Raw genomic sequence first — 23105 nt, 5'->3', positions numbered from 1 at the left:
CCGCTTCATGACGTGCCGCTACTGCGTCAAATCGAAATCTTTTTCCCACCCGTGATACGTGCCGTGGCCGTCTGACCATCCGCACCGTACAGCCCCGGCTCTTTATAGGGCTTTAACACTTCAAGCGCCTGCTGATTACGGATAATCTGTCCTTCCAGCAGCCAGCCGTTATGCTGGTTGAGATCGCGAAGATGCTGGGTTTTTTCTGTAATGGTCTGCCAGCGTTCGTTGATCTCATCATTGGCGCTGCGTTTCGCGTCTTGCTCAGCGCGTCGCTGTTTTTCCAGATAATCCAGGGTCGCCAGCAGCGAGCTTTTATCTTCAGTTATGCGTTGCAACGCGCTGCCGTTGATTTGACCAGAAGAGAGGTGGTGCTGTTCTGCATCCATCACCGTTTTCAGGTCGTTCAGGACCACCGTCATCTGATCCAGTATTTCTGACAGTCGACTCATACGGTTAGTTACTCTGGAGGAAACTCTGTGCGTCCTGAATCAGCGCATCAGCGATTTTGCTGGTATCCATTTTCAGTTCGCCGTTACGGATAGCCGTTTTCAGCGCTTCAACACGTTCCATGTTGATATCGCTGCTGCCTGGCTGCATCAGCTTCGACTGCGCATCGCTCAGCGTGACGCTGGTGCTGTTAGCCGTCGACGTTTTTTCCAGACGCGTTTTATGCGGGGCAGCCTCATTCGTTTCGCGAGGTTGTACAGTGCTAACCGGCTTCAGGGCTGATGTACGATCAATGCTCATAGTGTTGTCCTCATCGAGGGTTCGCGGCGTTTGCGCCTGACATCATCATTTGTTGAATATTTATCGGCAGTCGCCGCGAAATCTTTAAAAAGATTACAGGTTAATCAGAATATTCCCATCAGGACCGACCGTGCCGCTGACCACCTGGCCTGAGGACATTCTGACCCGGGCATTTTGCGCCACTGCGGCATTATTCAGCGCTTTTCCTTCACTGTTGATACTAAAGCCTTCGCCATTGGCGACCACCATCACCTGTTGTCCCGCTTTCACCCGCCACGCCTGGCGCAGCATGGATAGCTGTATCGCCTGTCCAGGAGCGACATCGCGCAGGCTGACCGCCTCCTGAGCCTGGTTGATATCCAGCATCGTCCGCGGTGGAAGCTGATCCAGACGGCCTCGCTTCAGCGTTACGCTGTCAGGTTGCAGCAGGCTGCCCCGGGGAATGGGAACGGCGGCGACAACATAATTGCCCGTCGCCTGAACCGCAACCTGTAAGTAGCGTTTTTCATTGGCGCAACGCGCCAGCACGTTCACGTTGCCCCATAAGCGGGTGCTGCCGGTCACGCTAAATGACGGGGCTTCGCAGGAAGGGTAAAGGTTAGGCGGGGAGCGCACGGTCACGCGTACGTCATCGCTGAAACCGGCCAGTTTCTGCGCAAAGAATGCATTGAGCTGGTCCTCTAACCCCTCAGCCTGCACCAGAGGGCTTAAAAGCAGTAGGGTCGCCGCCAGGCCACGTTTAAAAGTCCGCATCGCACGTTCCACCATGTCCAGAATTTAGCAAATTCTACCCGCAGTGGTTTTCCATCAACGCAACAAATAGCGACGCATTTTGCGCTTATTCCGTCGATAGGGGAGACGGGGTGAGATTTAAGCTGTGAACTGAAATTTTCTCATCAGCGGAGGAGACATGCTCGATAAACTCGACGCCGCGTTACGTTTTCAGCAGGAAGCGCTCAATTTACGCGCCCAGCGGCAGGAGATTTTAGCCGCCAATATCGCCAACGCGGATACCCCCGGGTATCAGGCGCGCGATATTGATTTTTCCAGTGAACTCAAAAAAGTGATGGAGCGTGGACGTGCCGAAGGAACGGGTGTCTCACTGGCCCTGACATCCTCACGTCATATTCCCGCTCAGGCGATGACCGCGCCAACGACCGACCTGCTTTACCGTATTCCCGATCAGCCCTCACTTGATGGTAACACCGTCGACATGGACCGGGAGCGCACACAGTTTGCCGATAACAGCCTGCAATACCAGACAGGTCTGACGCTACTCGGCGGGCAAATTAAAGGCATGATGACCGTCCTACAGGGGGGCAATTAGTAAATGGCCTTGCTGAATATTTTTGATATCGCCGGTTCGGCATTAACGGCGCAGTCCAAACGACTGAACGTGGCCGCCAGTAACCTGGCCAACGCCGACAGCGTGACCGGCCCTGACGGGCAACCGTATCGCGCTAAACAGGTTGTCTTCCAGGTTGATGCTGCACCGGGTGCGGCAACGGGCGGCGTAAAAGTGGCGGACGTGGTTGAGAGCCAGGCACCCGACAAGCTGGTTTACGAGCCTGGCAACCCGCTCGCGGATGCCAGCGGCTACGTGAAAATGCCGAACGTGGATGTGGTCGGGGAGATGGTGAACTCCATGTCCGCGTCGCGTAGCTACCAGGCAAACGTCGAAGTGCTTAATACCGTGAAGAGCATGATGCTCAAAACACTCACTCTCGGCCAGTAAAGGAGACACGCATGTCCATCGCCGTAAACGTGAATGACCCGACAAATACCGGCGTCAACAGCACCAGCAGTGCGACCGGTTCCAGCTCTCTCACCGGGAGCAATGCCTCCGATTTACAGAGCAGCTTTCTGACCCTGCTGGTGGCACAACTGAAAAATCAGGACCCGACCAATCCGATGCAGAACAACGAACTGACCACGCAGCTTGCGCAGATCAGTACCGTCAGCGGCATTGAGAAACTGAACACCACGCTCGGCTCGGTCTCCGGTCAAATCGATAACAGCCAGTCCTTGCAGGCCGCCAACCTGATCGGTCACGGGGTGATGATCCCGGGGACCACGATTCTGGCGGGCACCAGCACTACCGATGGCACGTCCACCACCACCACGACGCCGTTTGGCGTTGAGTTGCAGCAGCCGGCCGACAAAGTCACCGCCACAATCAAAGACGCCAGCGGCAACGTGGTGCGCACGATTGAGATTGGCGAGCTTAAAGCGGGCGTTCATACCTTTACCTGGGATGGCAGCCTGACCGACGGCACTAAAGCGCCTAACGGCTCGTATCAGGTTGCGATTAGCGCCAGCAACGGCACCACTCAGCTGGTGGCTCAGCCGCTACAGTTTGCCCTGGTTCAGGGCGTCATCAAGGGTAGCGATGGCAACAAACTGGATTTGGGTACCTCCGGTACCACCACACTCGACGAAGTTCGGCAGATTATCTAAGCCTTCATACTTATCAGGAGTAAGTCATGGCCTTTTCTCAAGCGGTCAGCGGCCTGAATGCTGCGGCCACCAACCTGGACGTCATTGGCAACAACATCGCCAACTCCGCGACCTATGGTTTTAAATCCGGTTCTGCGTCTTTTGCAGATATGTTTGCAGGCTCTAAAGTGGGTCTGGGCGTGAAGGTTGCGGGTATCACCCAGGACTTCACCGACGGGACGACCACCAACACCGGTCGCGGTCTGGACGTCGCCATCAGCCAGAACGGTTTCTTCCGTATGGTGGATGCCAACGGTTCCGTGTTCTACAGCCGCAACGGCCAGTTCAAGCTGGATGAAAACCGTAACCTGGTGAACATGCAGGGGCTTCAGTTAACCGGTTATCCGGTTGCCGGCACGCCGCCTACGGTGCAAACCGGTGCGAATCCGCAGGCGATCTCCATCCCAACGACGCTGATGGCGGCGAAGTCCACCACCACGGCCTCTCAGCAGATCAACCTGAACTCCACCGATACCGCGCCAACCGTCGCCTTCGATCCGTCCACCCCTGACTCTTACAACAAGAAAGGCACCGTGACGGTGTTTGACAGCCAGGGTAATGCGCACAACATGAACCTGTTTTATGTCAAAACAGCTGACAACAAATGGGATGTGTATACCCAGGATGGAAGCGTAGCGGGTGCTTCTGCAAGAAAAGCAGCACAGATGAACTTCGACAGCAACGGTAACCTGGCGGGAGTTTACAACTACAATGCTGCTGGCGTAATAAGCGCTACGCCAAATGCCACCCCAGCTATCAATATCACTACAGGCACCATTAGCGGTGCGGATCCTGCCGTGTTCTCTCTGAGTTTCCAGAGCTCCATGCAGCAAAACACCGGTGCGAACAACATCGTGGCGACGAGCCAGAACGGCTATAAGCCGGGCGATCTGGTGAGCTACCAGATCAACGATGACGGTACCGTTGTCGGTAACTATTCGAACGAACAGACCCAGGTGCTGGGCCAGATCGTGCTGGCAAACTTCGCCAACAACGAAGGCCTGAAATCCGAAGGGGATAACGTCTGGTCTGCCACGCAGTCTTCCGGTGTTGCCCTGCTGGGTACCGCGGGTTCCGGTAACTTCGGCACGCTGACTAACGGCGCGCTGGAAGCCTCCAACGTCGATCTGAGTAAAGAGCTGGTGAACATGATCGTCGCGCAACGTAACTACCAGTCCAACGCGCAGACCATCAAAACCCAGGATCAGATCCTCAACACGCTGGTTAACCTGCGTTAAGCAGCTGACGGGAAAGCGCAATGGATCACGCAATATATACAGCGATGGGCGCAGCAAGCCAGACGCTCAATCAGCAGGCTGTTACCGCCAGCAACCTGGCAAACGCCTCCACGCCAGGTTTTCGTGCGCAGCTCAACGCGCTGCGTGCGGTGCCGGTAGAAGGTCTGTCATTGCCTACGCGTACGCTGGTCACCGCCTCCACGCCGGGCGCCGACATGACGCCAGGCCAGATGGATTACACCGCGCGTCCGCTGGACGTTGCCCTTCAGCAGGACGGCTGGCTGGCGGTGCAAACGGCGGACGGCGGGGAAGGGTATACCCGCAACGGTAATATCCAGGTAAGCGCCACCGGGCAGCTGACGATTCAGGGGCATCCGGTGATGGGCGAAGCCGGTCCGTTGACGGTGCCGGAAGGGTCCGAGCTGACCATTGCGGCAGACGGGACGATCTCGGCGTTAAACCCGGGCGACCCGGCGAACACCGTTGCGCCTGTCGGTCGTCTGAAGCTGGTGAAAGCGGAAGGCAACGAAGTGCAGCGTGGCGATGACGGGATGTTCCGTCTGACCCAGGCGGCGCAGGCCACGCGTGGCGCCACGTTACAGGCCGACCCGACCATCCGCGTGATGTCCGGCGTGCTGGAAGGCAGTAACGTCAAACCGGTGGAAGCCATGACCGACATGATCGCCAGCGCCCGCCGCTTCGAAATGCAGATGAAAATCATCAGCAGCGTCGATGAAAACGCAGGCAAGGCTAACCAACTTCTGGCTATGAGTTAACAGGACTCCCTATGATCAGTTCTTTATGGATCGCGAAAACCGGTCTGGACGCACAGCAAACCAATATGGATGTGATTGCCAACAACCTGGCAAACGTCAGCACCAATGGTTTCAAGCGCCAGCGTGCGGTTTTCGAAGATTTGCTTTATCAAACGATTCGTCAGCCAGGGGCGCAGTCTTCTGAGCAAACCACGCTGCCGTCCGGTCTGCAAATTGGTACCGGCGTGCGCCCGGTCGCCACCGAGCGTCTGCACAGCCAGGGCAACCTGTCCCAGACCAACAACAGTAAAGACGTTGCCATTAAAGGTCAGGGTTTCTTCCAGGTGCAGCTGCCTGACGGGACCTCCGCCTATACCCGCGATGGTTCGTTCCAGGTGGATCAGAACGGCCAGCTGGTGACGGCGGGCGGTTTCCAGGTTCAGCCTGCGATCACCATCCCGGCGAACGCGCTGAGTATCACCATTGGTCGTGACGGCATCGTCAGCGTCACTCAGCAAGGTCAGGCCGCGCCGGTCCAGGTTGGACAGCTCAACCTGACCACCTTCATGAACGATACCGGACTGGAAAGCATCGGCGAGAACCTCTACACCGAAACGCAGTCTTCCGGCACGCCAAATGAAAGTACCCCGGGCCTGAACGGGGCGGGGCTGCTGTATCAGGGGTATGTGGAAACCTCGAACGTTAACGTGGCGGAAGAGCTGGTGAATATGATCCAGGTCCAGCGCGCCTATGAAATTAACAGTAAAGCAGTGTCGACGACCGACCAGATGCTGCAAAAACTGACGCAACTCTAAGGTGTAGCCCGGTGCGGTAAACGTCGCACCGGCTCCCTGTTTTCGAAGATGAAGGCAATGCAAAAAAACGCGGCGTTTCGTTATCCGATCCTGACTGTTCTGGCCGTCACCCTCAGCGGGTGTGCCTGGATCCCGTCTAAACCATTGGTACAGGGTGCGACTACCGCCCAACCCGTTCCCGGCCCCGCGCCGGTGGTGAACGGCTCTATTTTCCAGACCGCGCAGCCGATTAACTACGGTTATCAGCCGCTGTTTGAAGACCGTCGTCCGCGTAACGTTGGCGATACGCTGACCATTGTGTTGCAGGAAAACGTCAGTGCGAGTAAGAGCTCGTCGGCGAACGCCAGCCGCGACGGCAAAACCAATTTTGGCTTCGACACCGTGCCGCGCTATCTGCAAGGGCTGTTCGGCAACGCCCGTGCGGATGTGGAAGCCTCCGGCGGCAACACCTTTAACGGTAAAGGTGGTGCGAACGCCAGCAACACCTTCAGCGGAACGCTGACGGTTACGGTTGACCAGGTTCTGGTGAACGGCAACCTGCACGTGGTGGGCGAAAAACAGATCGCCATTAACCAGGGTACGGAATTCATTCGCTTCTCCGGTGTGGTTAACCCTCGCACTATCAGCGGCACCAACACCGTACCGTCCACCCAGGTGGCGGATGCGCGCATTGAGTACGTCGGCAACGGCTACATCAACGAAGCGCAAAATATGGGCTGGCTGCAACGCTTCTTCCTTAACTTATCGCCGATGTAAGCGAGGTGACCTATGTATAAATTTCTCTTCGCCGTGGCGCTGTCGCTGGTCGCTACCGTTGCGCAGGCCGATCGCATACGCGATCTCACCAGCGTGCAGGGCGTGCGCGAAAACTCGCTGATTGGCTACGGCCTGGTGGTGGGGCTGGATGGGACGGGTGACCAGACGACCCAGACGCCGTTCACCACCCAGAGCCTGAACAATATGCTCTCGCAGCTCGGTATTACCGTACCGGCCGGGACCAACATGCAGCTGAAAAACGTGGCGGCCGTGATGGTGACCGCGTCTTATCCGGCCTTTGCGCGTCAGGGGCAGACCATCGACGTGGTTGTCTCGTCGATGGGTAACGCTAAAAGCCTGCGCGGCGGTACGTTGCTGATGACGCCGCTGAAAGGCGTCGACAGCCAGGTGTATGCTCTGGCGCAGGGTAACATTCTGGTTGGCGGAGCAGGCGCGTCGGCGGGCGGCAGCAGCGTGCAGGTGAACCAGCTGAACGGGGGACGTATTACCAACGGCGCGATCATCGAACGTGAGCTGCCGACCCAGTTCGGCACCGGCAACACCATTAACCTGCAATTGAATAACGAAGACTTCACGATGGCGCAGCAGATCGCTGACACCATCAACCGCAGCCGGGGCTACGGCAGCGCCACCGCGCTGGATGCCCGCACCGTGCAGATCCGCACGTCAACCGGCAGCAGCAACCAGGTGCGGATGCTGGCCGATATCCAGAATATGGAAGTGAACGTGCCGGTGCAGGATGCGAAAGTCATTATCAACTCCCGTACCGGCTCGGTGGTGATGAACCGCGAAGTGACGCTGGACAGCTGCGCCGTGGCGCAGGGCAATCTCTCCGTCACGGTTAACCGCTCGGCCAACGTCAGCCAGCCGGATACCCCGTTTGGTGGCGGTCAGACGGTAGTGACCCCGCAAACGCAGATTGATTTGCGACAGAGCGGCGGTTCGTTGCAGAGCGTGCGCTCCAGCGCCAACCTGAACAGCGTGGTGCGTGCTCTGAATGCGCTGGGTGCAACGCCAATGGATCTGATGTCCATTCTGCAATCCATGCAAAGTGCAGGCTGCCTGCGCGCCAGACTGGAAATCATCTAAATGCTGACCGATAGCAAACTGTTGACCAGTGCCGCCTGGGATGCCCAGTCGCTCAACGAGCTGAAAACCAAAGCGGGCAAGGATCCGGCGGCGAATATCCGCCCGGTGGCCCGTCAGGTGGAAGGCATGTTCGTACAGATGATGTTGAAAAGCATGCGTGAAACCCTGCCGAAAGATGGCATGTTCAGCAGCGATTCCACGCGGCTTTACACCAGCATGTACGATCAGCAGATTGCCCAGCAAATGACCGCCGGAAAGGGGCTCGGCCTGGCGGACATGATCGTGAAGCAGACCGCAGCCGCTCAGGGGCTCCCGCCTGAAGAGGCCCTGCAGCAGGTGCCGCTGAAGTTTGATCTGGAAAAGGTGACCAGTTATCAAAATCAGGCGCTGACGCAGATGGTGCGTAAGGCGATGCCGAAGCCGGCAGAAACGCGTGACGAGCCGCTCTCCGGCGACAGCAAAGACTTCCTGGCGCAGCTCTCCCTGCCGGCGCGTCTTGCCAGTGAAGAGAGCGGCGTGCCGCACCATCTGATTCTGGCGCAGGCGGCGCTGGAGTCGGGCTGGGGGCAACGTCAGATCCGCAGGGAGAACGGTGAGCCGAGCTTCAACATCTTTGGCGTGAAGGCCACCTCCAGCTGGAAAGGGCCGACCACCGAGATCACCACCACCGAATATGAGAACGGTGCGGCAGTGAAGGTGAAAGCCAAATTCCGCGTCTACAGCTCTTATCTGGAAGCGTTGTCGGATTATGTCGGGCTGCTGAGCCGGAATCCGCGCTACACCGCCGTGACCCAGGCCGCCACGCCAGAGCAGGGCGCTCAGGCATTGCAGAATGCTGGCTACGCGACCGATCCAAATTATGCGCGCAAGCTGACCAGCATGATCCAGCAGCTGAAATCTATGTCTGAGAAGGTCAGCAAAGCGTATAGCACAGATCTCGAAAATCTGTTCTGAAAGTTCTCAAGTCCCGGTGGAGGTTGCCGATAACCTTCATCAGGACTCGTGTCTGAACGTATAAAAGGAACCCCCATGTCCAGTTTGATTAACAGCGCCATGAGTGGCCTCAGTGCTGCGCAGTCGGCACTCAATACCGTCAGTAATAATATTTCAAGCTACAACGTGGCAGGTTATACCCGCCAGACCACCATTCTGGGGGCATCAAACAGCACCCTGACCGGCGGTGGCTGGGTGGGTAACGGGGTCTATGTCTCCGGTGTTCAGCGTGAATATGATGCGTTTATCACCAACCAGCTGCGCGCGGCGCAGAACCAGAGCAGTGGGCTGACCACGCGCTACCAGCAGATGTCAAAAATTGACGACGTGCTTTCTGATACCACAAACTCGCTTTCTGCCAACCTCCAGGATTTCTTTAAAAGCCTGCAAACGCTGGTGAGTAACGCTGAAGATCCGGCTGCACGCCAGACGGTACTCGGGAAGGCGGATGGTCTGGTAAACCAGTTTAAAACCAACGATCAATATCTCCGCGATCAGGATGCACAGGTCAATACGGCGATTTCTACCAGCGTCGATCAGATCAATAACTACGCGAAACAGATTGCTAATCTTAACGATCAGATCTCCCGGCTGACTGGCGTCGGTGCGGGCGCATCCCCGAATGAACTGCTCGATCAGCGCGATCAGCTGGTGAGTGAACTGAACAAGATTGTCGGTGTGGACGTCACCGTACAGGACAGCGGCACCTACAACATCTCTATCGCCAATGGTTACACACTGGTACAGGGCAGCAACGCCAGCCAGCTGGCGGCGGTGAAATCCAGTGCGGACCCAGCGCGTACAACAATTGCGTATGTGGATGCCGCTGCGGGCAACGTGGAAATCTCAGAAAAACAGATCACCACGGGGTCGCTTGGGGGGCTGTTAACGTTCCGTTCTCAGGATCTGGATCAGGCGCGAAACACCCTTAACCAGATGGCGCTGGCGTTTGCGGATGCCATGAATACCCAGCACCAGGCTGGCTTTGATGCCAACGGGGATGCAGGCGGCAAGCTGTTTGATTTTGGCTCTCCGGCAGTGCTGAGTAACGGTAAAAACACCGGAAGCGCGTCCGTTACGGCCACGATGACGGACAGTACAAAGGTTCAGGCGACAAACTATAAAGTTGAGTACAACGGTACTGACTGGACAATCACGCGTCTGTCGGACAACACCAGCTTCACGGCCAAGCCTGACGCCAGCGGTAATCTGTCGTTTGATGGTCTCAACGTTAAGATTAGCGGCTCAGCCAATAATAAAGACAGTTTCATCGTCAAACCGGTGAATGACGTCATTGTGAATATGGACGTAGCGATCAGCGACGAATCCAAACTGGCGATGGCCTCCGCGAAAGGAAGCGGTGAAAGCGACAATACCAATGGCCAGAAGCTGCTGGATTTACAGAGCGCCAAATTGGTGGGAGGGAACAAAACCTTTAACGATGCTTATGCCGCGCTGGTCAGTACGGTGGGCAGCACCACGGCGTCGCTGAAAACCAGCAGCGAAACCAAAGTTAACGTGGTGACGCAGCTGACCAAACAACAGCAGTCAATCTCCGGGGTTAACCTGGATGAAGAGTATGGCAACCTGCAACGCTATCAGCAGTACTATCTGGCGAATGCGCAGGTGCTGCAAACGGCGAGCACGCTGTTTGATGCATTGATCAATATCCGCTAAGGCTGAGGCATAAAAAATGCGTATTAGTACTCAAATGATGTATGAGCAAAGCATGCGCGGCGTGACGAACTCCCAAAGTCTCTGGCTCAGCTACGGCGAGCAGATGTCTACGGGGAAGCGTATCAACCGTCCGTCTGACGATCCGATTGCCGCCTCGCAGGCCGTTGTGCTCTCTCAGGCCCAAACGCAAAACAGCCAGTATGCGCTGGCACGTTCTTTCGCTACGACGAAAGTCTCGCTGGAAGAGAACGTGTTATCGCAAGTGACAACCGCCATCCAGGCTGCTCAGGAAAAGATTGTCAATGCGGGCAACGGTACGTTAAGTGACGATGACCGCGCTTCGCTGGCCACGAACCTGCAAGGTATTCGCGATCAGCTCATGAACCTCGCTAACAGCACGGACGGTAACGGTCGCTATATTTTTTCCGGTTACAAGACCGAAGCGGCGGCTTTCGACCAGGCAACGGGGGATTATAAGGGCGGCGGAACGCCAATCAGCCAGCAGGTTGACTCCGCGCGCACGATGCAAATCAGCCATACGGGCACTGAAGTTTTCGATAGCTTCACCAGTAATGCCAAGCCAGAGCCAGATGGTAGTGCGCCGGAAACGAATTTGTTCAAGATCCTCGACTCCGCAATTGAAGCGCTGAATACGCCGATTGGGGAGGACGAAACGAAAGCCGAGGCGTTTACGGCGGCTATTGATAAAGCCAACCGTGGCCTGAGCAACTCCCTCAACAACGTGCTGACCGTGCGCGCCGACCTCGGCATCAAGCTGGATGAGCTGGGCAAGCTGGACGCTCTGGGTGAAGACCGCGCGCTGGGTCAGACGCAGCAGATGAGTAACCTGGTTGACGTGGACTGGAACTCGGTGATTTCGTCCTACACCATGCAGCAGGCGGCGTTGCAGGCCTCGTATAAAGCCTTTAGCGATATGCAGGGTATGTCTTTGTTCCAGATGAACAAATAAGACTCTGACCTGTTTGACATGTCTTGAAACTGGGCATGTTTTGACTGCCCAACCCGTCCGGGTTGGGCATTTTTTTTATACACTTTCTGCCTGTGCGGACAGCACCCGGGCGCTTTCAATCACTCTGATAGCCAGCGCAATGGCACCACACAGGGTTGCCAGAGCCACCACGCCAGACCAGCCTGCCAGCGTATAGATATTGCTGCCTAATGCCGAACCCAGCGCCATTCCGATGAAAATGACGGTAAACAGCAGGGCGTTCAGGCGTCCGCGGGCCTGCGGCTCAAGGCTGTAGACCAGGTTCTGGTGGGCCACGAGGCTGGACTGCAAGCCGAGATCGAAACCGACCGCGGAGAGGGCAATCAGGATCAACTGACCGTGTACACCAAGTGCCGGCATCAGGAACATCAGGGCAAACGAGAGGGTCACCAGCGCGGCACCCAGCTGGGTCACTTTACCTGCGCCCAGCTTATCGGCAAGACCACCCGCCAGCGGTGCGGCCAGCGCGCCAGCGGCTCCGGCAATACCAAATCCACCCGCTATGGCACTGCCAAGGTGATACCGTTCCAGCAGCATGACCGCCAGCGTTGACCAGAATGCGCTAAAGGCAATCGACAGAAAACCCTGGGCCAGCGCGGCCCGACGCAGCGCCGGATATCGGCGCCAGAGGTGTTCCATGGAGCGCATCAGCGCCGGGTAGCTCAGCGTGGAGTGAACGGCGAAGCGGGGAAGCACGGCCCACATCACCACGCCAATAAAGGCAATACTTGCGGCGGCCAGCTGATACATCACCCGCCAGCCAAAGGCCTCACCCACCACGCCGCTCACGGTTCTGGAGAGCAAAATCCCCAGCAGCAGGCCGGTCATCACCGTGCCGACCGTTTTTCCCTGTTTACCTTCCGGCGCGAGGATCGCTGCGGCCGGGACAATATCCTGCGCCATGGTGGCGGCCATGCCAATCAGCAGGCTGGTGAGCAGCAGGGAGTGCAGTTGTCCGGTCAGGCTACAACCCAGCAGGAACAGCGCCAGGGCCGCGCTTTTTATCAGGATCAGCGTTCTGCGGTCATGACGATCGCCGAGCGGGAGCAGAAACAGGATGCCCAGGGCATAACCCGCCTGGGTGAGCGTCGGGACCATGCCCATGCCTTCGATGCTCAGATGCAGGTCTGAGCCCATCAGCGGCAGCAGAGGCTGGGCATAATAGATGGATGCCACGCTAAAGCCCGCACCGAGCGCCAGCATTAAGATTACCCAGCGGCTTACTGCCCGGGTGGTGGTTGTGTTCATAAGATGTACCTCATTCGTCGTGTGCGGCTATTTTTTATCAGTACGCCTTGCGACGGTAGCGGGCGCGGTGGTAAAACGCTTATACGTGTGGCGTATGGGTAAAAATGGTATGAAAAGGTCTGAGCGTATAGATCGGGTAGAACTGATGCGAACGTTTGTTCGCATTGTGGAGGCGGGGTCTCTTTCTGCGGCGGCACGTCAGCTGGCAACAACCCAGGCCACGGTGAGCCGACGGTTGCAGTCGCTTGAGACCATGCTGGGAGTACGCCTGATGCTGCGCACAACCCATACGACCCGGCTGACCGATGACGGCGAACGCTGCTATCAGCATGCCCGACGGGTGATTGACAGCTGGCTGGCGCTGGAAGACGAGGTAGGGCAGACGGAAGATGAACCGGTTGGGGTGCTGAGGGTGCGCGCCCCGCACGCGTTTGGCCAGGATCAGCTTCTGAAACCGTTAACCGAATTTTTACAGCGCTATCCCCAGCTTTCTGTTGAGTGGATGCTTAACGATCGCTCGGTTGATTTCCTCGGCGACAACCTTGACTGTGCTATTCGGGTGGGTGTGGAAGTCGATCCGGCAACCGTGTCCGTGCTGCTGGCTGAAGTGCCGCGCTCGGTGGTGGCTTCACCGGAATTACTGGCCCGTTATCCCGCGGTTAAAACGCCGGAAGATTTGCAGCAGCTTCCCTGGATTGCCATCAGCTCTTTTTATCAACGTCATGTGGAGCTTTTCCTCGATGCATCATCTGCCCCGGCGCGGGTTACCATTACGCCACGCCTGAGTACCGACAGCCTGTATGTGGCGCGCAATACGGCACTCACCGGGCTGGGCGTGGCGGTGGTATCCAGCTGGACAGTACAGGATGATATTCAGGAAGGACGACTGGTGCATCTACTGCCAGAGTGGCAGCCGGCAGCGTTACCGGTACATCTGGTTTACCCCTGGTCTCGTTATTATCCGGCGCGCTTGCGGCGTTTTCTGGAGCTGATGCGGCAGATAATGCCGGAGGTCACCGGAATGAGAAAGCCCCTGCAACAGCCATAAAAAAGCCGACCCGAAGGTCGGCTTTCAGTCTTAGCGTGCGTTATTCAACAGGCTGAGGACGGGTCGCTGGCGCAGTAGCCATGTGCGTTGCACTGTGACCACCGGCAGCACCTTTGCCTTCGAAGTTGAATGCCGGACGAACCCAGTCGCTATGGCGTGGCGCTTCAGGTACATACTCAGGTGCCGGGGCGCGAGTCATCGGCGCGGTAGCAACGTGAGCAGGCGCTGGAGCGGCAACGACCTCAACCGGCTCGGATTTCACTTCAGCCTCTTTGACCTCTTCGACAACAGGCTCAACCTGAATCTCGACGTCCTGAACAACCTCTTCCGTCACCGTTTCGACGGTAACGTCTGCGGGTTCTTCTGCTGCGGAGACCGGCTCAGCTTCCTCCGCGACTTCTTCAGCCACCACGGTATCTTCTTCGGCAATGATCTGCGGGGCGGCATCAACCGGCGCAGCAATGACTTCAGGATGGGTCGTTTCAACTTCCACAGCCTGCGGTGCCACCGTGTCAACAACCTGCGGTTCAACCACGGTTGCTGCTTCAGTCACGACGTCTTCCACCGCTGCTACCGGTGCAATCACCTCTTCGGTCACAGCCTGTTCTTCAACAGCCTGCTCCGGGCGAGCAACCGGATAACGGATCCAGACTTTACCGGATGCCATCTCAGGTGACGCGCACGCCACGGTCAGCGGCATTGGCGACTGAGTCGGGTAACGCTCGTCACGGTAGCGACGACGACGCTGGCCGCTCACGCGCAGGTGACGCGGAGAACGACGGGAGCGACGCGGCATACCTGCGTTGTCACGGTTTTCGCTGCTTTCGTCCTGCTCAACCTGATTTTCCACTACGGCTGGCAGGTCAACTTTCGCGACCTGGGTACCCGTTGTGCTTTCTGCTGCTTCAACCGCGATAACGTCGTTTTCTTCCGTCTGAACAGCACCCACACGTACTTTCTGGGTCAGCTGACGCTGCTTACGACGCGGCATAACCTGAGTACGCTCTTCCTGCTCCGTGTCCTGCTGTTCAACAGGCGCTTCGCGGTTCAGGTTTTTGACTTCCTGCTGGGCCTGGCGTTTCTCGTCGTTACGACGACGGTTACGCTCGCGGCGAGGTTGCTGCTCGTCACGCTGTTTGCTCTTCTCGGACTCATCGCCCGCCTGCTGGCGAATTTCACGATCTTCAACGTTCTGCTGTTGCTTCTCGCGACGGTTGCGACGGTTGTCCTCGCGTTGTTCACGACCTTCGTTGTTCTCGGAACGATTATCACGGCGCTCGTTACGATCGCTACGGTCGTTGCGGTCATTACGATCGCGACGATTGTTCTGACGCTTACGACGGTCCTGCTGACGCTCTGGTTTCGCTTCTTTTGGCGCTTCTTTCGGCTGCTCAGGCTGAACTTCTTCGCCAGCAAACATTTTTTTCAGCGCGCCGAAGATGCGGCTCAGGAGACCCGGCTGCTCAGGCTGCGCTTTTGGCGCGGCAGGGGCCGCCTTTTGCACGGCAGGTTTTGCCGCTGGTTTTTCCAGCGTCGCTTCCGGCGGGGCTTCCGGCATGATGAAGGTTGCTAATGCAGGCTGCTCAGGCAGTTTACGCTCGGCAGGCTCTTCATCCGATGGCAGCGCCATTTCTTCTTCATGCAGCTTCGGTAGCAGGTAGCTGAGGGTGCTTGTCTCTTCGCCTTTACGCACGCGCAGCACGTGATAGTGCGGGGTTTGCATCTCGTCGTTTGGCACGATGATGCAGCGAACGCCGCCCTGACGCGCTTCGATTGCGCTTACCGCTGCACGTTTTTCGTTCAGCAGGTAGGAGGCAATCGGCACCGGAACGATGGCGTGAACCTCTTTGGTGTTCTCTTTCAGCGCTTCTTCTTCAATCAGACGCAGAATAGAGAGGGAGAGCGATTCATTGTCACGCACGGTACCCGTACCGGAACAGCGCGGGCAGACGTGATGGCTGGACTCGCCGAGTGACGGGCTCAGACGCTGACGGGACATTTCCAGCAGGCCGAAGCGCGAGATATGGCTAATCTGGATACGTGCGCGATCCTGGCGCACCGCTTCACGCAGACGGTTTTCAACCGCACGCTGATGGCGAACCGGGGTCATGTCGATGAAGTCGATAACAATCAGACCACCCAGGTCGCGCAGGCGGAGCTGGCGGGCGATTTCATCAGCGGCTTCAAGGTTGGTGTTGAAGGCGGTCTCTTCGATGTCGCCGCCACGGGTTGCACGCGCGGAGTTGATGTCGATAGCGGTCAGCGCTTCGGTGGTATCAATTACGATAGAACCGCCGGACGGCAGACGCACTTCACGCTGGAAGGCAGACTCGATCTGGGATTCAATCTGATAGTGGCTGAACAGCGGGATTTCACCGGTGTACAGTTTAATTTTGCTGGTGAAATCCGGGCGACCCAGCGCGGCGATGTGCTGGCGAGCCAGCTCAAGCACTTTCGGGTTATCAATCAGAATTTCACCGATGTCCTGACGTAGATAATCACGGAAGGCACGCACAATAACGTTGCTTTCCTGGTGGATCAGGAACGGAGCAGGACGGCTCTCAGCCGCTTTCTTGATGGCTTCCCAGTGCTTCAGACGGAAGCTCAGGTCCCACTGCAACGCTTCGGCAGATTTGCCGACGCCTGCGGTGCGCACGATAAGGCCCATGCCGTCTGGCAGCTCGAGACTTGCCAGCGCTTCTTTCAGCTCGGTACGGTCATCGCCTTCGATACGGCGAGAGATGCCACCCGCACGCGGGTTGTTTGGCATCAATACCAGATAGCTTCCTGCCAGGCTGATAAAGGTGGTCAGTGCGGCACCTTTGTTGCCACGCTCTTCTTTATCGATCTGGACGATAACTTCCTGACCTTCACGCAGAACATCTTTAATGTTCGGACGGCCATGGGAGTTGTAGTTTGCAGGAAAATATTCGCGGGCGATTTCTTTGAGAGGAAGGAAACCGTGACGCTCAGCACCGTAATCGACAAATGCAGCTTCAAGGCTTGGTTCAATGCGGGTGATTTTGCCTTTGTAAATGTTCGCTTTTTTCTGTTCGTGTCCAGGACTTTCGATATCCAGATCGTACAGGCGCTGCCCATCCACAAGGGCGACACGCAACTCTTCTTGCTGAGTTGCGTTGATTAACATTCTTTTCATCGTAACTTACTCGTTATTCTTACATTGACGACAAAGCTGCGGGCAAGGTGACGCTTTCCGGGGTATGAACCGATGGCCTCGTGTCTATTCACGTCGCCAACCTCACGGTTGTCGCTCGCTTAAGAGGCGCAGAGTGTCGGTTGCCTGTGTTTCATACGGAAACACAGCGCAATTATCAGGGGAATTGCCTGGGAAAACTCTCCAGAGAACAATCCTTATACCGGGAAGTACTGCAACCCGCAGCCCGCTAACTGCCTGAAAGATCAATACGTCTTACGCCATTGCTGCGTGGATGATCGGTCAGACAAAATTGGTCATTCCGTCGACATCCTTACAAAACCCGGATTTAACGCGGAAAACGGATTCATTATTCCACTGCTCGCCGGGTTATAGCAAGATGACTTTTACCAATTATCACCCGGTTACTCACAGTTTCTTCACTTCAACGGGGTGATTGGTTTAATAACCACCAAATCGATTGCGCGAAAGGGGAGTGGTCCGGATAAAAGTAAATATAAGCATAGAAAAATGAGTGGCGCTAATGTCTGACGCTATTTAGAATCGCCAACCATGAAAACAGAGACTCCAGCCGTAAAAATGGTTGCCATCGCCGACGACGAGGCGGGGCAACGTATCGATAATTTTTTGCGCACCCAGTTGAAGGGCGTGCCAAAAAGTATGATTTATCGCATCTTGCGTAAGGGCGAGGTGCGGGTGAACAAAAAACGCGTGAAGCCAGAGTATAAGCTCGAGGCGGGCGATGAAGTCCGGATCCCACCGGTACGTGTTGCAGAGCGTGAAGAAGAGGTCGTTTCTCCGAAGCTGCAAAAAGTCGCGGCCCTGAGCGACGTTATCCTTTATGAGGACGACCACATTCTGGTGCTGAATAAACCGTCCGGAACGGCGGTACACGGGGGGAGCGGTCTGAGCTTCGGCGTGATTGAAGGGTTACGCGCGCTGCGCCCGGAAGCGCGTTTCCTCGAACTGGTTCACCGTCTTGACCGCGATACCTCTGGCGTGCTGCTGGTGGCGAAAAAACGTTCTGCGCTGCGTTCACTGCATGAACAGCTGCGCGAAAAAGGGATGCAGAAAGATTACCTGGCGCTGGTGCGCGGCCAGTGGCAGTCCCACGTGAAAGTGGTGCAGGCGCCGCTGCTGAAAAATATTCTGCAAAGCGGCGAGCGTATTGTTCGTGTTAATCAGGAAGGGAAACCGTCTGAGACGCGCTTTAAAGTTGAAGAGCGCTACGAATTCGCCACGCTGGTACGCTGTAGTCCGGTGACGGGGCGTACCCACCAGATTCGCGTCCATACCCAGTTTGCGGGCCATCCGATTGCGTTTGATGACCGCTATGGCGATCGCGAATTTGATAAGCAGCTGGCGGGAACAGGGCTGTCGCGTCTGTTCCTGCACGCGGCAGCGCTGAAATTTACCCATCCTAATACCGGCGAAGTTATCCGTATTGAAGCGCCGCTGGATGAGCAGCTCAAACGCTGTCTGAAAGTTCTGCGCGGCTGATTTTGTGCCGGGTGGCGCTGCGCTTACCCGGCCTACATGTTTTTCTCCCTCTCCCTGTGGGCATCAGGCCGCAACGGTCACATCGTCAGCGGATTACACTCTTCTCGCCTTAACATCTGGCACAGCGCAATCAGCGGCAACCCCACCAGCGTGTTGGGATCGCGGCCATCGAGCTTGTCGAACAACGCAATCCCTAGTCCTTCACTTTTAAAGCTCCCTGCACAGTTTAGCGGACGTTCCCGACGCACATAATCCATAATCTCCTGCTCGCTGAGATGACGGAAGTGCACGTCGAAGGGTTCACATTCCGTTTGCAGATGGCCTGAGGCGGAGTTGTAGAGCGCAAGACCCGTATAAAAGGTTACGATAGTGCCACGTGCTCGCATCAACTGCTGGCAGGCGTTTTCTTCCGTATGCGGTTTACCGGTGATTTCGCCGTCCAGCACACAAACCTGATCGGAGCCTATAATCAGATGAGCGGGGTAACGTACGGCCAGCGACTGTGCTTTCTCTTTCGCGAGACGGGTCACCAGATGACGCGGTGACTCGCCCGGCTGTGGCGTTTCATCCACCTCCGGCGTGGCGCATTCAAACGGGATCCCGAGCTTTTCCAGCAGCATTCGGCGATAAGGTGAAGTGGAAGCAAGGACGAGATTTGGCATATTTTTATCACCAGATATAGCGTATCGATGCCAGCCATTTTAAACTACAGGCCGCAATGTGTGCGAATAATTGGCAAAAGGCAGCTCTGGTTGCCTTTTTCTTTGACTCTATGACGTTACAAAGTTAATATGCGCGCCCTATGCAAAAGGTAAAATTACCCCTGACTCTTGATCCGGTTCGTACGGCTCAAAAACGCCTCGATTACGAAGGAATCTATTCTTCCGATCAGGCTGAGCGTATTGCCGAATCTGTAGTCAGTGTGGACAGTGATGTAGAATGCTCCATGTCGTTCGCTATCGACAACCAGCGTCTCGCCGTGTTAACCGGTGATGCAAAGGTGACGGTAACGCTCGAATGTCAGCGTTGCGGGAAACCGTTTGTACAGCATGTTCACACAACGTATTGTTTTAGTCCGGTTCGTTCTGACGAACAGGCTGAAGCACTCCCGGAAGCGTATGAGCCGATTGAGGTTAACGAATTCGGTGAAATCGATCTTCTGGCGCTGGTTGAAGATGAAGTCATCCTCTCCCTGCCAGTCGTTCCGGTGCATGATTCTGAACACTGTGAAGTGTCCGAGGCGGACATGGTCTTTGGGGAACTGCCTGATGAAGCGCAAAAACCAAACCCATTTGCCGTATTAGCCAGCTTAAAGCGTAAGTAATTGAGGAGTAAGGTCCATGGCCGTACAACAGAATAAACCAACCCGTTCCAAACGTGGCATGCGTCGTTCCCATGACGCGCTGACCGCAGTTACCAGCCTGTCTGTAGACAAGACTTCTGGTGAGAAACACCTGCGTCACCACATCACCGCTGACGGTTTCTACCGCGGCCGCAAGGTTATCACTAAGTAATCACGCGTCAGCGTGATTAGGCTTAGTGAGGAACTTCCCCGTGCAAACGGGGAGTTTACCGAACCAGGCTGCGACGATACCTTGACACGTCTAACCCTGGCGTTAGATGTCATGGGGGGAGATTTTGGCCCTACCGTGACAGTGCCTGCAGCATTGCAGGCACTGAATTCTAATTCGCAACTCACACTTCTTTTAGTCGGTAATCCCGACACAATCACGCCATTACTTGCAAAAGCTGACTTTGAACAACGTTCGCGTCTGCAGATTATTCCTGCGCAGTCAGTTATTGCCAGTGATGCCCGGCCATCGCAGGCTATTCGTAATAGCCGCGGCAGCTCTATGCGAATGGCGCTGGAGCTGGTGAAAGAAGGGCGAGCGCAGGCTTGCGTCAGCGCGGGAAATACTGGTGCGCTGATGGGGCTGTCGAAATTATTGCTCAAGCCGATTGAGGGCATTGAGCGTCCGGCGCTGGTGACGGTATTACCGCATCAGCAGAAGGGCAAAACGGTGGTGCTGGATCTGGGCGCTAACGTGGATTGTGATAGTACAATGCTGGCTCAGTTTGCCGTTATGGGGTCGGTGCTGGCTGAAGACGTGGTCGGGATTAACAATCCCCGCGTTGCTTTACTGAATATTGGTGAAGAAGAGACTAAAGGCCTGGACAGTATCCGCGACGCTGCGGAAATACTCAAACAGGTCCCCTCCATCAACTATATTGGTTATCTCGAAGCCAATGAGTTGCTGACGGGCAAAACGGATGTATTAGTGTGTGATGGCTTCACCGGAAACGTGACGTTGAAGACCATGGAAGGGGTCGTACGAATGTTCCTTTCTCTGCTGAAATCGCAGGGAGAAGGTAAAAAAAGGTCCTGGTGGCTGATTTTATTAAAGCGTTGGTTACAAAAAAGCCTGACGCGGCGATTCAGTCACCTCAACCCCGACCAGTATAATGGCGCCTGTCTGTTAGGATTGCGCGGCATCGTGATTAAGAGTCATGGCGCCGCCAATCAGCGAGCATTTACCGTCGCGATTGAACAGGCAGTGCAGGCGGTGCAGCGACAAGTCCCTCAGAGGATTGCCGCTCGCCTGGGATCTGTATTAGCTAAAAGTGACTGAGCGTACATGTATACGAAGATTTTAGGTACCGGCAGCTACCTGCCAAAACAAGTGCGTACCAACGCCGATCTTGAAAAAATGGTAGATACGTCTGACGAGTGGATTGTCACGCGCACAGGTATCCGTGAACGTCGTATCGCCGCGCCAGACGAAACTGTGTCCACCATGGGCTACGAAGCCGCTCAGCGAGCGCTTGAGATGGCTGGCATTGATAAAGAACAGATCGGGCTTATTGTGGTGGCGACAACCTCTGCCACGCATGCCTTCCCAAGCGCAGCGTGCCAGGTGCAGAACATGCTCGGCATCAAAGGCTGCCCGGCATTTGATGTTGCAGCAGCGTGCGCGGGTTTCACCTATGCGCTGAGCATCGCCGATCAGTATGTAAAATCGGGCGCCGTAAAATATGCGCTGGTGATCGGCGCTGATGTGCTGGCGCGTACCTGCGATCCAACCGATCGCGGCACGATCATTATTTTTGGCGATGGCGCGGGCGCGGTGCTGCTGGGGCAGTCCGAAGAGCCGGGCATCATCTCCACGCACCTGCATGCCGATGGCCGCTACGGCGAGCTGTTAACGCTGCCTAACGCCGATCGCGTTAATCCTGATAACTCCATTTACCTCACCATGGCAGGTAATGAAGTATTCAAGGTGGCGGTGACTGAGCTTGCGCATATTGTCGATGAGACGCTGGAAGCCAATAACCTTGAACGCACCGCACTCGACTGGCTGGTGCCGCATCAGGCGAACCTGCGTATCATCAGCGCGACGGCGAAGAAGCTGGGCATGTCTATGGATAACGTTGTGGTGACGCTTGATCGCCACGGCAACACCTCTGCGGCATCGGTACCGTGCGCATTTGACGAAGCGGTACGCGATGGACGAATTAAACGGGGCCAACTGGTCTTGCTTGAAGCCTTTGGTGGCGGGTTCACCTGGGGTTCCGCGCTGGTTCGTTTCTAGGATAAGGATTAAAAAATGACGCAATTTGCTTTTGTGTTCCCGGGACAGGGCTCGCAAACTGTTGGGATGTTGTCTGAAATGGCAGCAAACTATCCGGTTATTGAAGAGACTTTCCGTGAAGCCTCTGACGCGCTGGGTTATGATCTGTGGGCGCTGACCCAACAGGGTCCCGCTGAAGAGCTGAACAAAACCTGGCAGACTCAACCGGCACTGCTGGCAGCCTCCGTCGCATTGTGGCGCGTATGGCAGCAGCAGGGCGGCAAAGCGCCGACGCTGATGGCGGGTCATAGCCTGGGTGAATACTCTGCGCTGGTCTGCGCAGGGGTGATTGCCTTCGCTGACGCGGTACGCCTGGTTGAATTGCGTGGTAAATTCATGCAGGAAGCGGTGCCAGAGGGCACGGGCGGCATGTCTGCCATCATCGGTCTGGATGATGCGTCTATCGCTAAAGCCTGTGAAGAATCTGCTGAAGGTCAGGTCGTTTCTCCGGTAAACTTTAACTCGCCAGGCCAGGTGGTTATCGCGGGTCATAAAGAAGCGGTTGAGCGTGCAGGTGCTGCCTGTAAAGCTGCGGGCGCAAAACGTGCACTGCCCCTGCCGGTGAGCGTACCGTCTCACTGCGCGCTGATGAAGCCCGCTGCCGATAAGCTGGCGGTTGAGCTGGAAAAAATGACCTTTAACGCACCGACGATTTCCGTTGTGAATAACGTCGATGTGCAGTGCGAAACCGCGCCGGAGGCTATCCGTAACGCGCTGGTTCGCCAGCTCTACAGCCCGGTTCAGTGGACTAAAACCGTTGAATTTATGGCGTCTCAGGGCGTTGAACATCTGTATGAAGTTGGTCCAGGTAAGGTACTTACCGGTCTGACAAAACGTATTGTAGACACCCTGACTGCCTCGGCGATTAACGAGCCGGAAGCCATGAAAGCGGCACTCTCGCAATAA

Annotated in this window: 24 protein-coding genes; 18 read left to right on the top strand and 6 right to left on the bottom strand. The window is 56.2% G+C overall.

Annotation, left to right across the window (positions count from 1 at the left end):
• Nucleotides 1-26: 26 nt before the first annotated feature.
• The 3 genes from flgN to flgA all read right to left on the bottom strand — a co-directional run bounded on the left by flgN (nt 27) and on the right by flgA (nt 1503).
• Nucleotides 27-452 carry a flagella biosynthesis chaperone FlgN gene (gene flgN, locus O1722_RS14525; protein ID WP_003858003.1) on the bottom strand — a complete coding sequence of 142 codons (426 nt, stop codon included), beginning with the start codon at nt 450-452 and terminating at the stop codon, nt 27-29.
• A gap of 4 nt (nt 453-456) precedes the next feature.
• Nucleotides 457-750 (bottom strand): flagellar biosynthesis anti-sigma factor FlgM, encoded by a 294-nt coding sequence (flgM, locus tag O1722_RS14520; RefSeq protein WP_033487243.1) that lies wholly within the window; start codon nt 748-750, stop codon nt 457-459.
• 93 nt (nt 751-843) lie between these two features.
• Entirely contained in the window at nt 844-1503 is a 660-nt protein-coding gene (gene flgA / locus O1722_RS14515) for a flagellar basal body P-ring formation chaperone FlgA (protein ID WP_023303425.1), read from the bottom strand.
• 157 nt (nt 1504-1660) lie between these two features.
• Between flgA and flgB the strand changes: the two genes are divergently transcribed.
• From flgB to flgL, 11 genes are all read left to right on the top strand, one after another.
• Nucleotides 1661-2077 carry a flagellar basal body rod protein FlgB gene (gene flgB / locus O1722_RS14510; protein ID WP_003857999.1) on the top strand — a complete coding sequence of 139 codons (417 nt, stop codon included), beginning with the start codon at nt 1661-1663 and terminating at the stop codon, nt 2075-2077.
• Nucleotides 2078-2080: 3 nt separating this feature from the next.
• Nucleotides 2081-2485, top strand: a complete 405-nt coding sequence (gene flgC, locus O1722_RS14505) for a flagellar basal body rod protein FlgC (RefSeq protein WP_003857997.1) — start codon at nt 2081-2083, stop codon at nt 2483-2485.
• Nucleotides 2486-2496: 11 nt separating this feature from the next.
• Nucleotides 2497-3207, top strand: a complete 711-nt coding sequence (gene flgD / locus O1722_RS14500) for a flagellar hook assembly protein FlgD (RefSeq protein WP_003857994.1) — start codon at nt 2497-2499, stop codon at nt 3205-3207.
• 26 nt (nt 3208-3233) lie between these two features.
• On the top strand, nt 3234-4484 hold the full coding sequence (gene flgE, locus O1722_RS14495) for a flagellar hook protein FlgE (protein WP_033487242.1): 1251 nt from the start codon (nt 3234-3236) through the stop codon (nt 4482-4484).
• A gap of 20 nt (nt 4485-4504) precedes the next feature.
• The gene (locus O1722_RS14490) at nt 4505-5260 is read left to right on the top strand and encodes a flagellar basal body rod protein FlgF (RefSeq protein WP_003857990.1); all 756 of its coding nucleotides are present in this window, start codon (nt 4505-4507) and stop codon (nt 5258-5260) included.
• A gap of 11 nt (nt 5261-5271) precedes the next feature.
• On the top strand, nt 5272-6054 hold the full coding sequence (flgG, locus tag O1722_RS14485) for a flagellar basal-body rod protein FlgG (RefSeq protein WP_000625853.1): 783 nt from the start codon (nt 5272-5274) through the stop codon (nt 6052-6054).
• A 57-nt stretch (nt 6055-6111) separates the two neighbouring features.
• Nucleotides 6112-6810 (top strand): flagellar basal body L-ring protein FlgH, encoded by a 699-nt coding sequence (gene flgH, locus O1722_RS14480; protein WP_003857987.1) that lies wholly within the window; start codon nt 6112-6114, stop codon nt 6808-6810.
• A gap of 12 nt (nt 6811-6822) precedes the next feature.
• A complete protein-coding gene (locus O1722_RS14475) occupies nt 6823-7920 on the top strand; it encodes a flagellar basal body P-ring protein FlgI (protein WP_015570830.1) in 1098 nt (365 codons plus the stop codon).
• Nucleotides 7921-8874 carry a flagellar assembly peptidoglycan hydrolase FlgJ gene (flgJ, locus tag O1722_RS14470; RefSeq protein WP_033487239.1) on the top strand — a complete coding sequence of 318 codons (954 nt, stop codon included), beginning with the start codon at nt 7921-7923 and terminating at the stop codon, nt 8872-8874. It begins immediately after the preceding gene.
• Between the two features lie 75 nt (nt 8875-8949).
• Complete coding sequence (flgK, locus tag O1722_RS14465; RefSeq protein WP_033487237.1) at nt 8950-10590, top strand: flagellar hook-associated protein FlgK; 1641 nt, start codon at nt 8950-8952, stop codon at nt 10588-10590.
• Between the two features lie 16 nt (nt 10591-10606).
• The gene (gene flgL / locus O1722_RS14460; RefSeq protein WP_017384730.1) at nt 10607-11560 is read left to right on the top strand and encodes a flagellar hook-associated protein FlgL; all 954 of its coding nucleotides are present in this window, start codon (nt 10607-10609) and stop codon (nt 11558-11560) included.
• Nucleotides 11561-11635: 75 nt separating this feature from the next.
• Here flgL and O1722_RS14455 read toward each other — a convergent pair whose 3' ends face one another.
• Nucleotides 11636-12847, bottom strand: coding sequence for an MFS transporter (locus O1722_RS14455; RefSeq protein ID WP_032670128.1), 1212 nt, complete (start codon nt 12845-12847; stop codon nt 11636-11638).
• A gap of 94 nt (nt 12848-12941) precedes the next feature.
• Here O1722_RS14455 and O1722_RS14450 point away from each other — a divergent pair, with 94 nt between their 5' ends.
• Entirely contained in the window at nt 12942-13895 is a 954-nt protein-coding gene (locus tag O1722_RS14450; RefSeq protein ID WP_017693641.1) for a LysR family transcriptional regulator, read from the top strand.
• Between the two features lie 40 nt (nt 13896-13935).
• On the opposite strand, the gene rne is transcribed toward O1722_RS14450, so the two are convergent.
• Complete coding sequence (gene rne, locus O1722_RS14445) at nt 13936-17052, bottom strand: ribonuclease E (RefSeq protein WP_023303426.1); 3117 nt, start codon at nt 17050-17052, stop codon at nt 13936-13938.
• 570 nt (nt 17053-17622) lie between these two features.
• Between rne and rluC the strand changes: the two genes are divergently transcribed.
• Nucleotides 17623-18570 (top strand): 23S rRNA pseudouridine(955/2504/2580) synthase RluC, encoded by a 948-nt coding sequence (gene rluC, locus O1722_RS14440; protein ID WP_003857970.1) that lies wholly within the window; start codon nt 17623-17625, stop codon nt 18568-18570.
• 77 nt (nt 18571-18647) lie between these two features.
• Here rluC and O1722_RS14435 read toward each other — a convergent pair whose 3' ends face one another.
• Nucleotides 18648-19232, bottom strand: a complete 585-nt coding sequence (locus O1722_RS14435) for a Maf family protein (RefSeq protein ID WP_033487236.1) — start codon at nt 19230-19232, stop codon at nt 18648-18650.
• A gap of 140 nt (nt 19233-19372) precedes the next feature.
• On the opposite strand from O1722_RS14435, the gene yceD reads away from it, so the two are divergent.
• The 5 genes from yceD (at nt 19373) to fabD (ending at nt 23105) form a co-directional block, all read left to right on the top strand.
• Nucleotides 19373-19894: a 23S rRNA accumulation protein YceD gene (yceD, locus tag O1722_RS14430; protein ID WP_003857966.1), complete on the top strand. Its 522-nt coding sequence runs from the start codon at nt 19373-19375 to the stop codon at nt 19892-19894.
• Nucleotides 19895-19910: 16 nt separating this feature from the next.
• Nucleotides 19911-20084 (top strand): 50S ribosomal protein L32, encoded by a 174-nt coding sequence (rpmF, locus tag O1722_RS14425; RefSeq protein WP_003857964.1) that lies wholly within the window; start codon nt 19911-19913, stop codon nt 20082-20084.
• A gap of 81 nt (nt 20085-20165) precedes the next feature.
• Nucleotides 20166-21200, top strand: a complete 1035-nt coding sequence (gene plsX, locus O1722_RS14420; RefSeq protein WP_017693638.1) for a phosphate acyltransferase PlsX — start codon at nt 20166-20168, stop codon at nt 21198-21200.
• A gap of 6 nt (nt 21201-21206) precedes the next feature.
• Nucleotides 21207-22160, top strand: a complete 954-nt coding sequence (locus O1722_RS14415) for a beta-ketoacyl-ACP synthase III (RefSeq protein WP_017384725.1) — start codon at nt 21207-21209, stop codon at nt 22158-22160.
• Between the two features lie 15 nt (nt 22161-22175).
• Nucleotides 22176-23105: an ACP S-malonyltransferase gene (fabD, locus tag O1722_RS14410; protein WP_015570824.1), complete on the top strand. Its 930-nt coding sequence runs from the start codon at nt 22176-22178 to the stop codon at nt 23103-23105.

The sequence above is a fragment of the Enterobacter cloacae complex sp. HYC003_NIDB genome (genome assembly GCF_056673375.1).
The sequence above is the reverse complement of the archived record's forward strand: the minus strand, read 5'-3'. Positions and strand labels throughout refer to the sequence as shown.

What these genes read in the sequence shown, in the direction of transcription:
- O1722_RS14415 (WP_017384725.1), top strand. Translation starts at nt 21,207, where the DNA reads ATGTATACGAAGATTTTAGGTACCGGCAGCTACCTGCCAAAACAAGTG.
- flgE (WP_033487242.1), top strand. Translation starts at nt 3,234, where the DNA reads ATGGCCTTTTCTCAAGCGGTCAGCGGCCTGAATGCTGCGGCCACCAAC.
- rpmF (WP_003857964.1), top strand. Translation starts at nt 19,911, where the DNA reads ATGGCCGTACAACAGAATAAACCAACCCGTTCCAAACGTGGCATGCGT.
- O1722_RS14455 (WP_032670128.1), bottom strand. Translation starts at nt 12,847, where the DNA reads ATGAACACAACCACCACCCGGGCAGTAAGCCGCTGGGTAATCTTAATG.
- flgJ (WP_033487239.1), top strand. Translation starts at nt 7,921, where the DNA reads ATGCTGACCGATAGCAAACTGTTGACCAGTGCCGCCTGGGATGCCCAG.
- flgL (WP_017384730.1), top strand. Translation starts at nt 10,607, where the DNA reads ATGCGTATTAGTACTCAAATGATGTATGAGCAAAGCATGCGCGGCGTG.
- O1722_RS14475 (WP_015570830.1), top strand. Translation starts at nt 6,823, where the DNA reads ATGTATAAATTTCTCTTCGCCGTGGCGCTGTCGCTGGTCGCTACCGTT.
- flgM (WP_033487243.1), bottom strand. Translation starts at nt 750, where the DNA reads ATGAGCATTGATCGTACATCAGCCCTGAAGCCGGTTAGCACTGTACAA.
- flgK (WP_033487237.1), top strand. Translation starts at nt 8,950, where the DNA reads ATGTCCAGTTTGATTAACAGCGCCATGAGTGGCCTCAGTGCTGCGCAG.
- flgN (WP_003858003.1), bottom strand. Translation starts at nt 452, where the DNA reads ATGAGTCGACTGTCAGAAATACTGGATCAGATGACGGTGGTCCTGAAC.
- O1722_RS14450 (WP_017693641.1), top strand. Translation starts at nt 12,942, where the DNA reads ATGGGTAAAAATGGTATGAAAAGGTCTGAGCGTATAGATCGGGTAGAA.
- rluC (WP_003857970.1), top strand. Translation starts at nt 17,623, where the DNA reads ATGAAAACAGAGACTCCAGCCGTAAAAATGGTTGCCATCGCCGACGAC.
- fabD (WP_015570824.1), top strand. Translation starts at nt 22,176, where the DNA reads ATGACGCAATTTGCTTTTGTGTTCCCGGGACAGGGCTCGCAAACTGTT.
- O1722_RS14490 (WP_003857990.1), top strand. Translation starts at nt 4,505, where the DNA reads ATGGATCACGCAATATATACAGCGATGGGCGCAGCAAGCCAGACGCTC.
- flgB (WP_003857999.1), top strand. Translation starts at nt 1,661, where the DNA reads ATGCTCGATAAACTCGACGCCGCGTTACGTTTTCAGCAGGAAGCGCTC.
- flgD (WP_003857994.1), top strand. Translation starts at nt 2,497, where the DNA reads ATGTCCATCGCCGTAAACGTGAATGACCCGACAAATACCGGCGTCAAC.
- flgG (WP_000625853.1), top strand. Translation starts at nt 5,272, where the DNA reads ATGATCAGTTCTTTATGGATCGCGAAAACCGGTCTGGACGCACAGCAA.
- flgA (WP_023303425.1), bottom strand. Translation starts at nt 1,503, where the DNA reads ATGCGGACTTTTAAACGTGGCCTGGCGGCGACCCTACTGCTTTTAAGC.
- O1722_RS14435 (WP_033487236.1), bottom strand. Translation starts at nt 19,232, where the DNA reads ATGCCAAATCTCGTCCTTGCTTCCACTTCACCTTATCGCCGAATGCTG.
- flgH (WP_003857987.1), top strand. Translation starts at nt 6,112, where the DNA reads ATGCAAAAAAACGCGGCGTTTCGTTATCCGATCCTGACTGTTCTGGCC.
- rne (WP_023303426.1), bottom strand. Translation starts at nt 17,052, where the DNA reads ATGAAAAGAATGTTAATCAACGCAACTCAGCAAGAAGAGTTGCGTGTC.
- yceD (WP_003857966.1), top strand. Translation starts at nt 19,373, where the DNA reads ATGCAAAAGGTAAAATTACCCCTGACTCTTGATCCGGTTCGTACGGCT.
- flgC (WP_003857997.1), top strand. Translation starts at nt 2,081, where the DNA reads ATGGCCTTGCTGAATATTTTTGATATCGCCGGTTCGGCATTAACGGCG.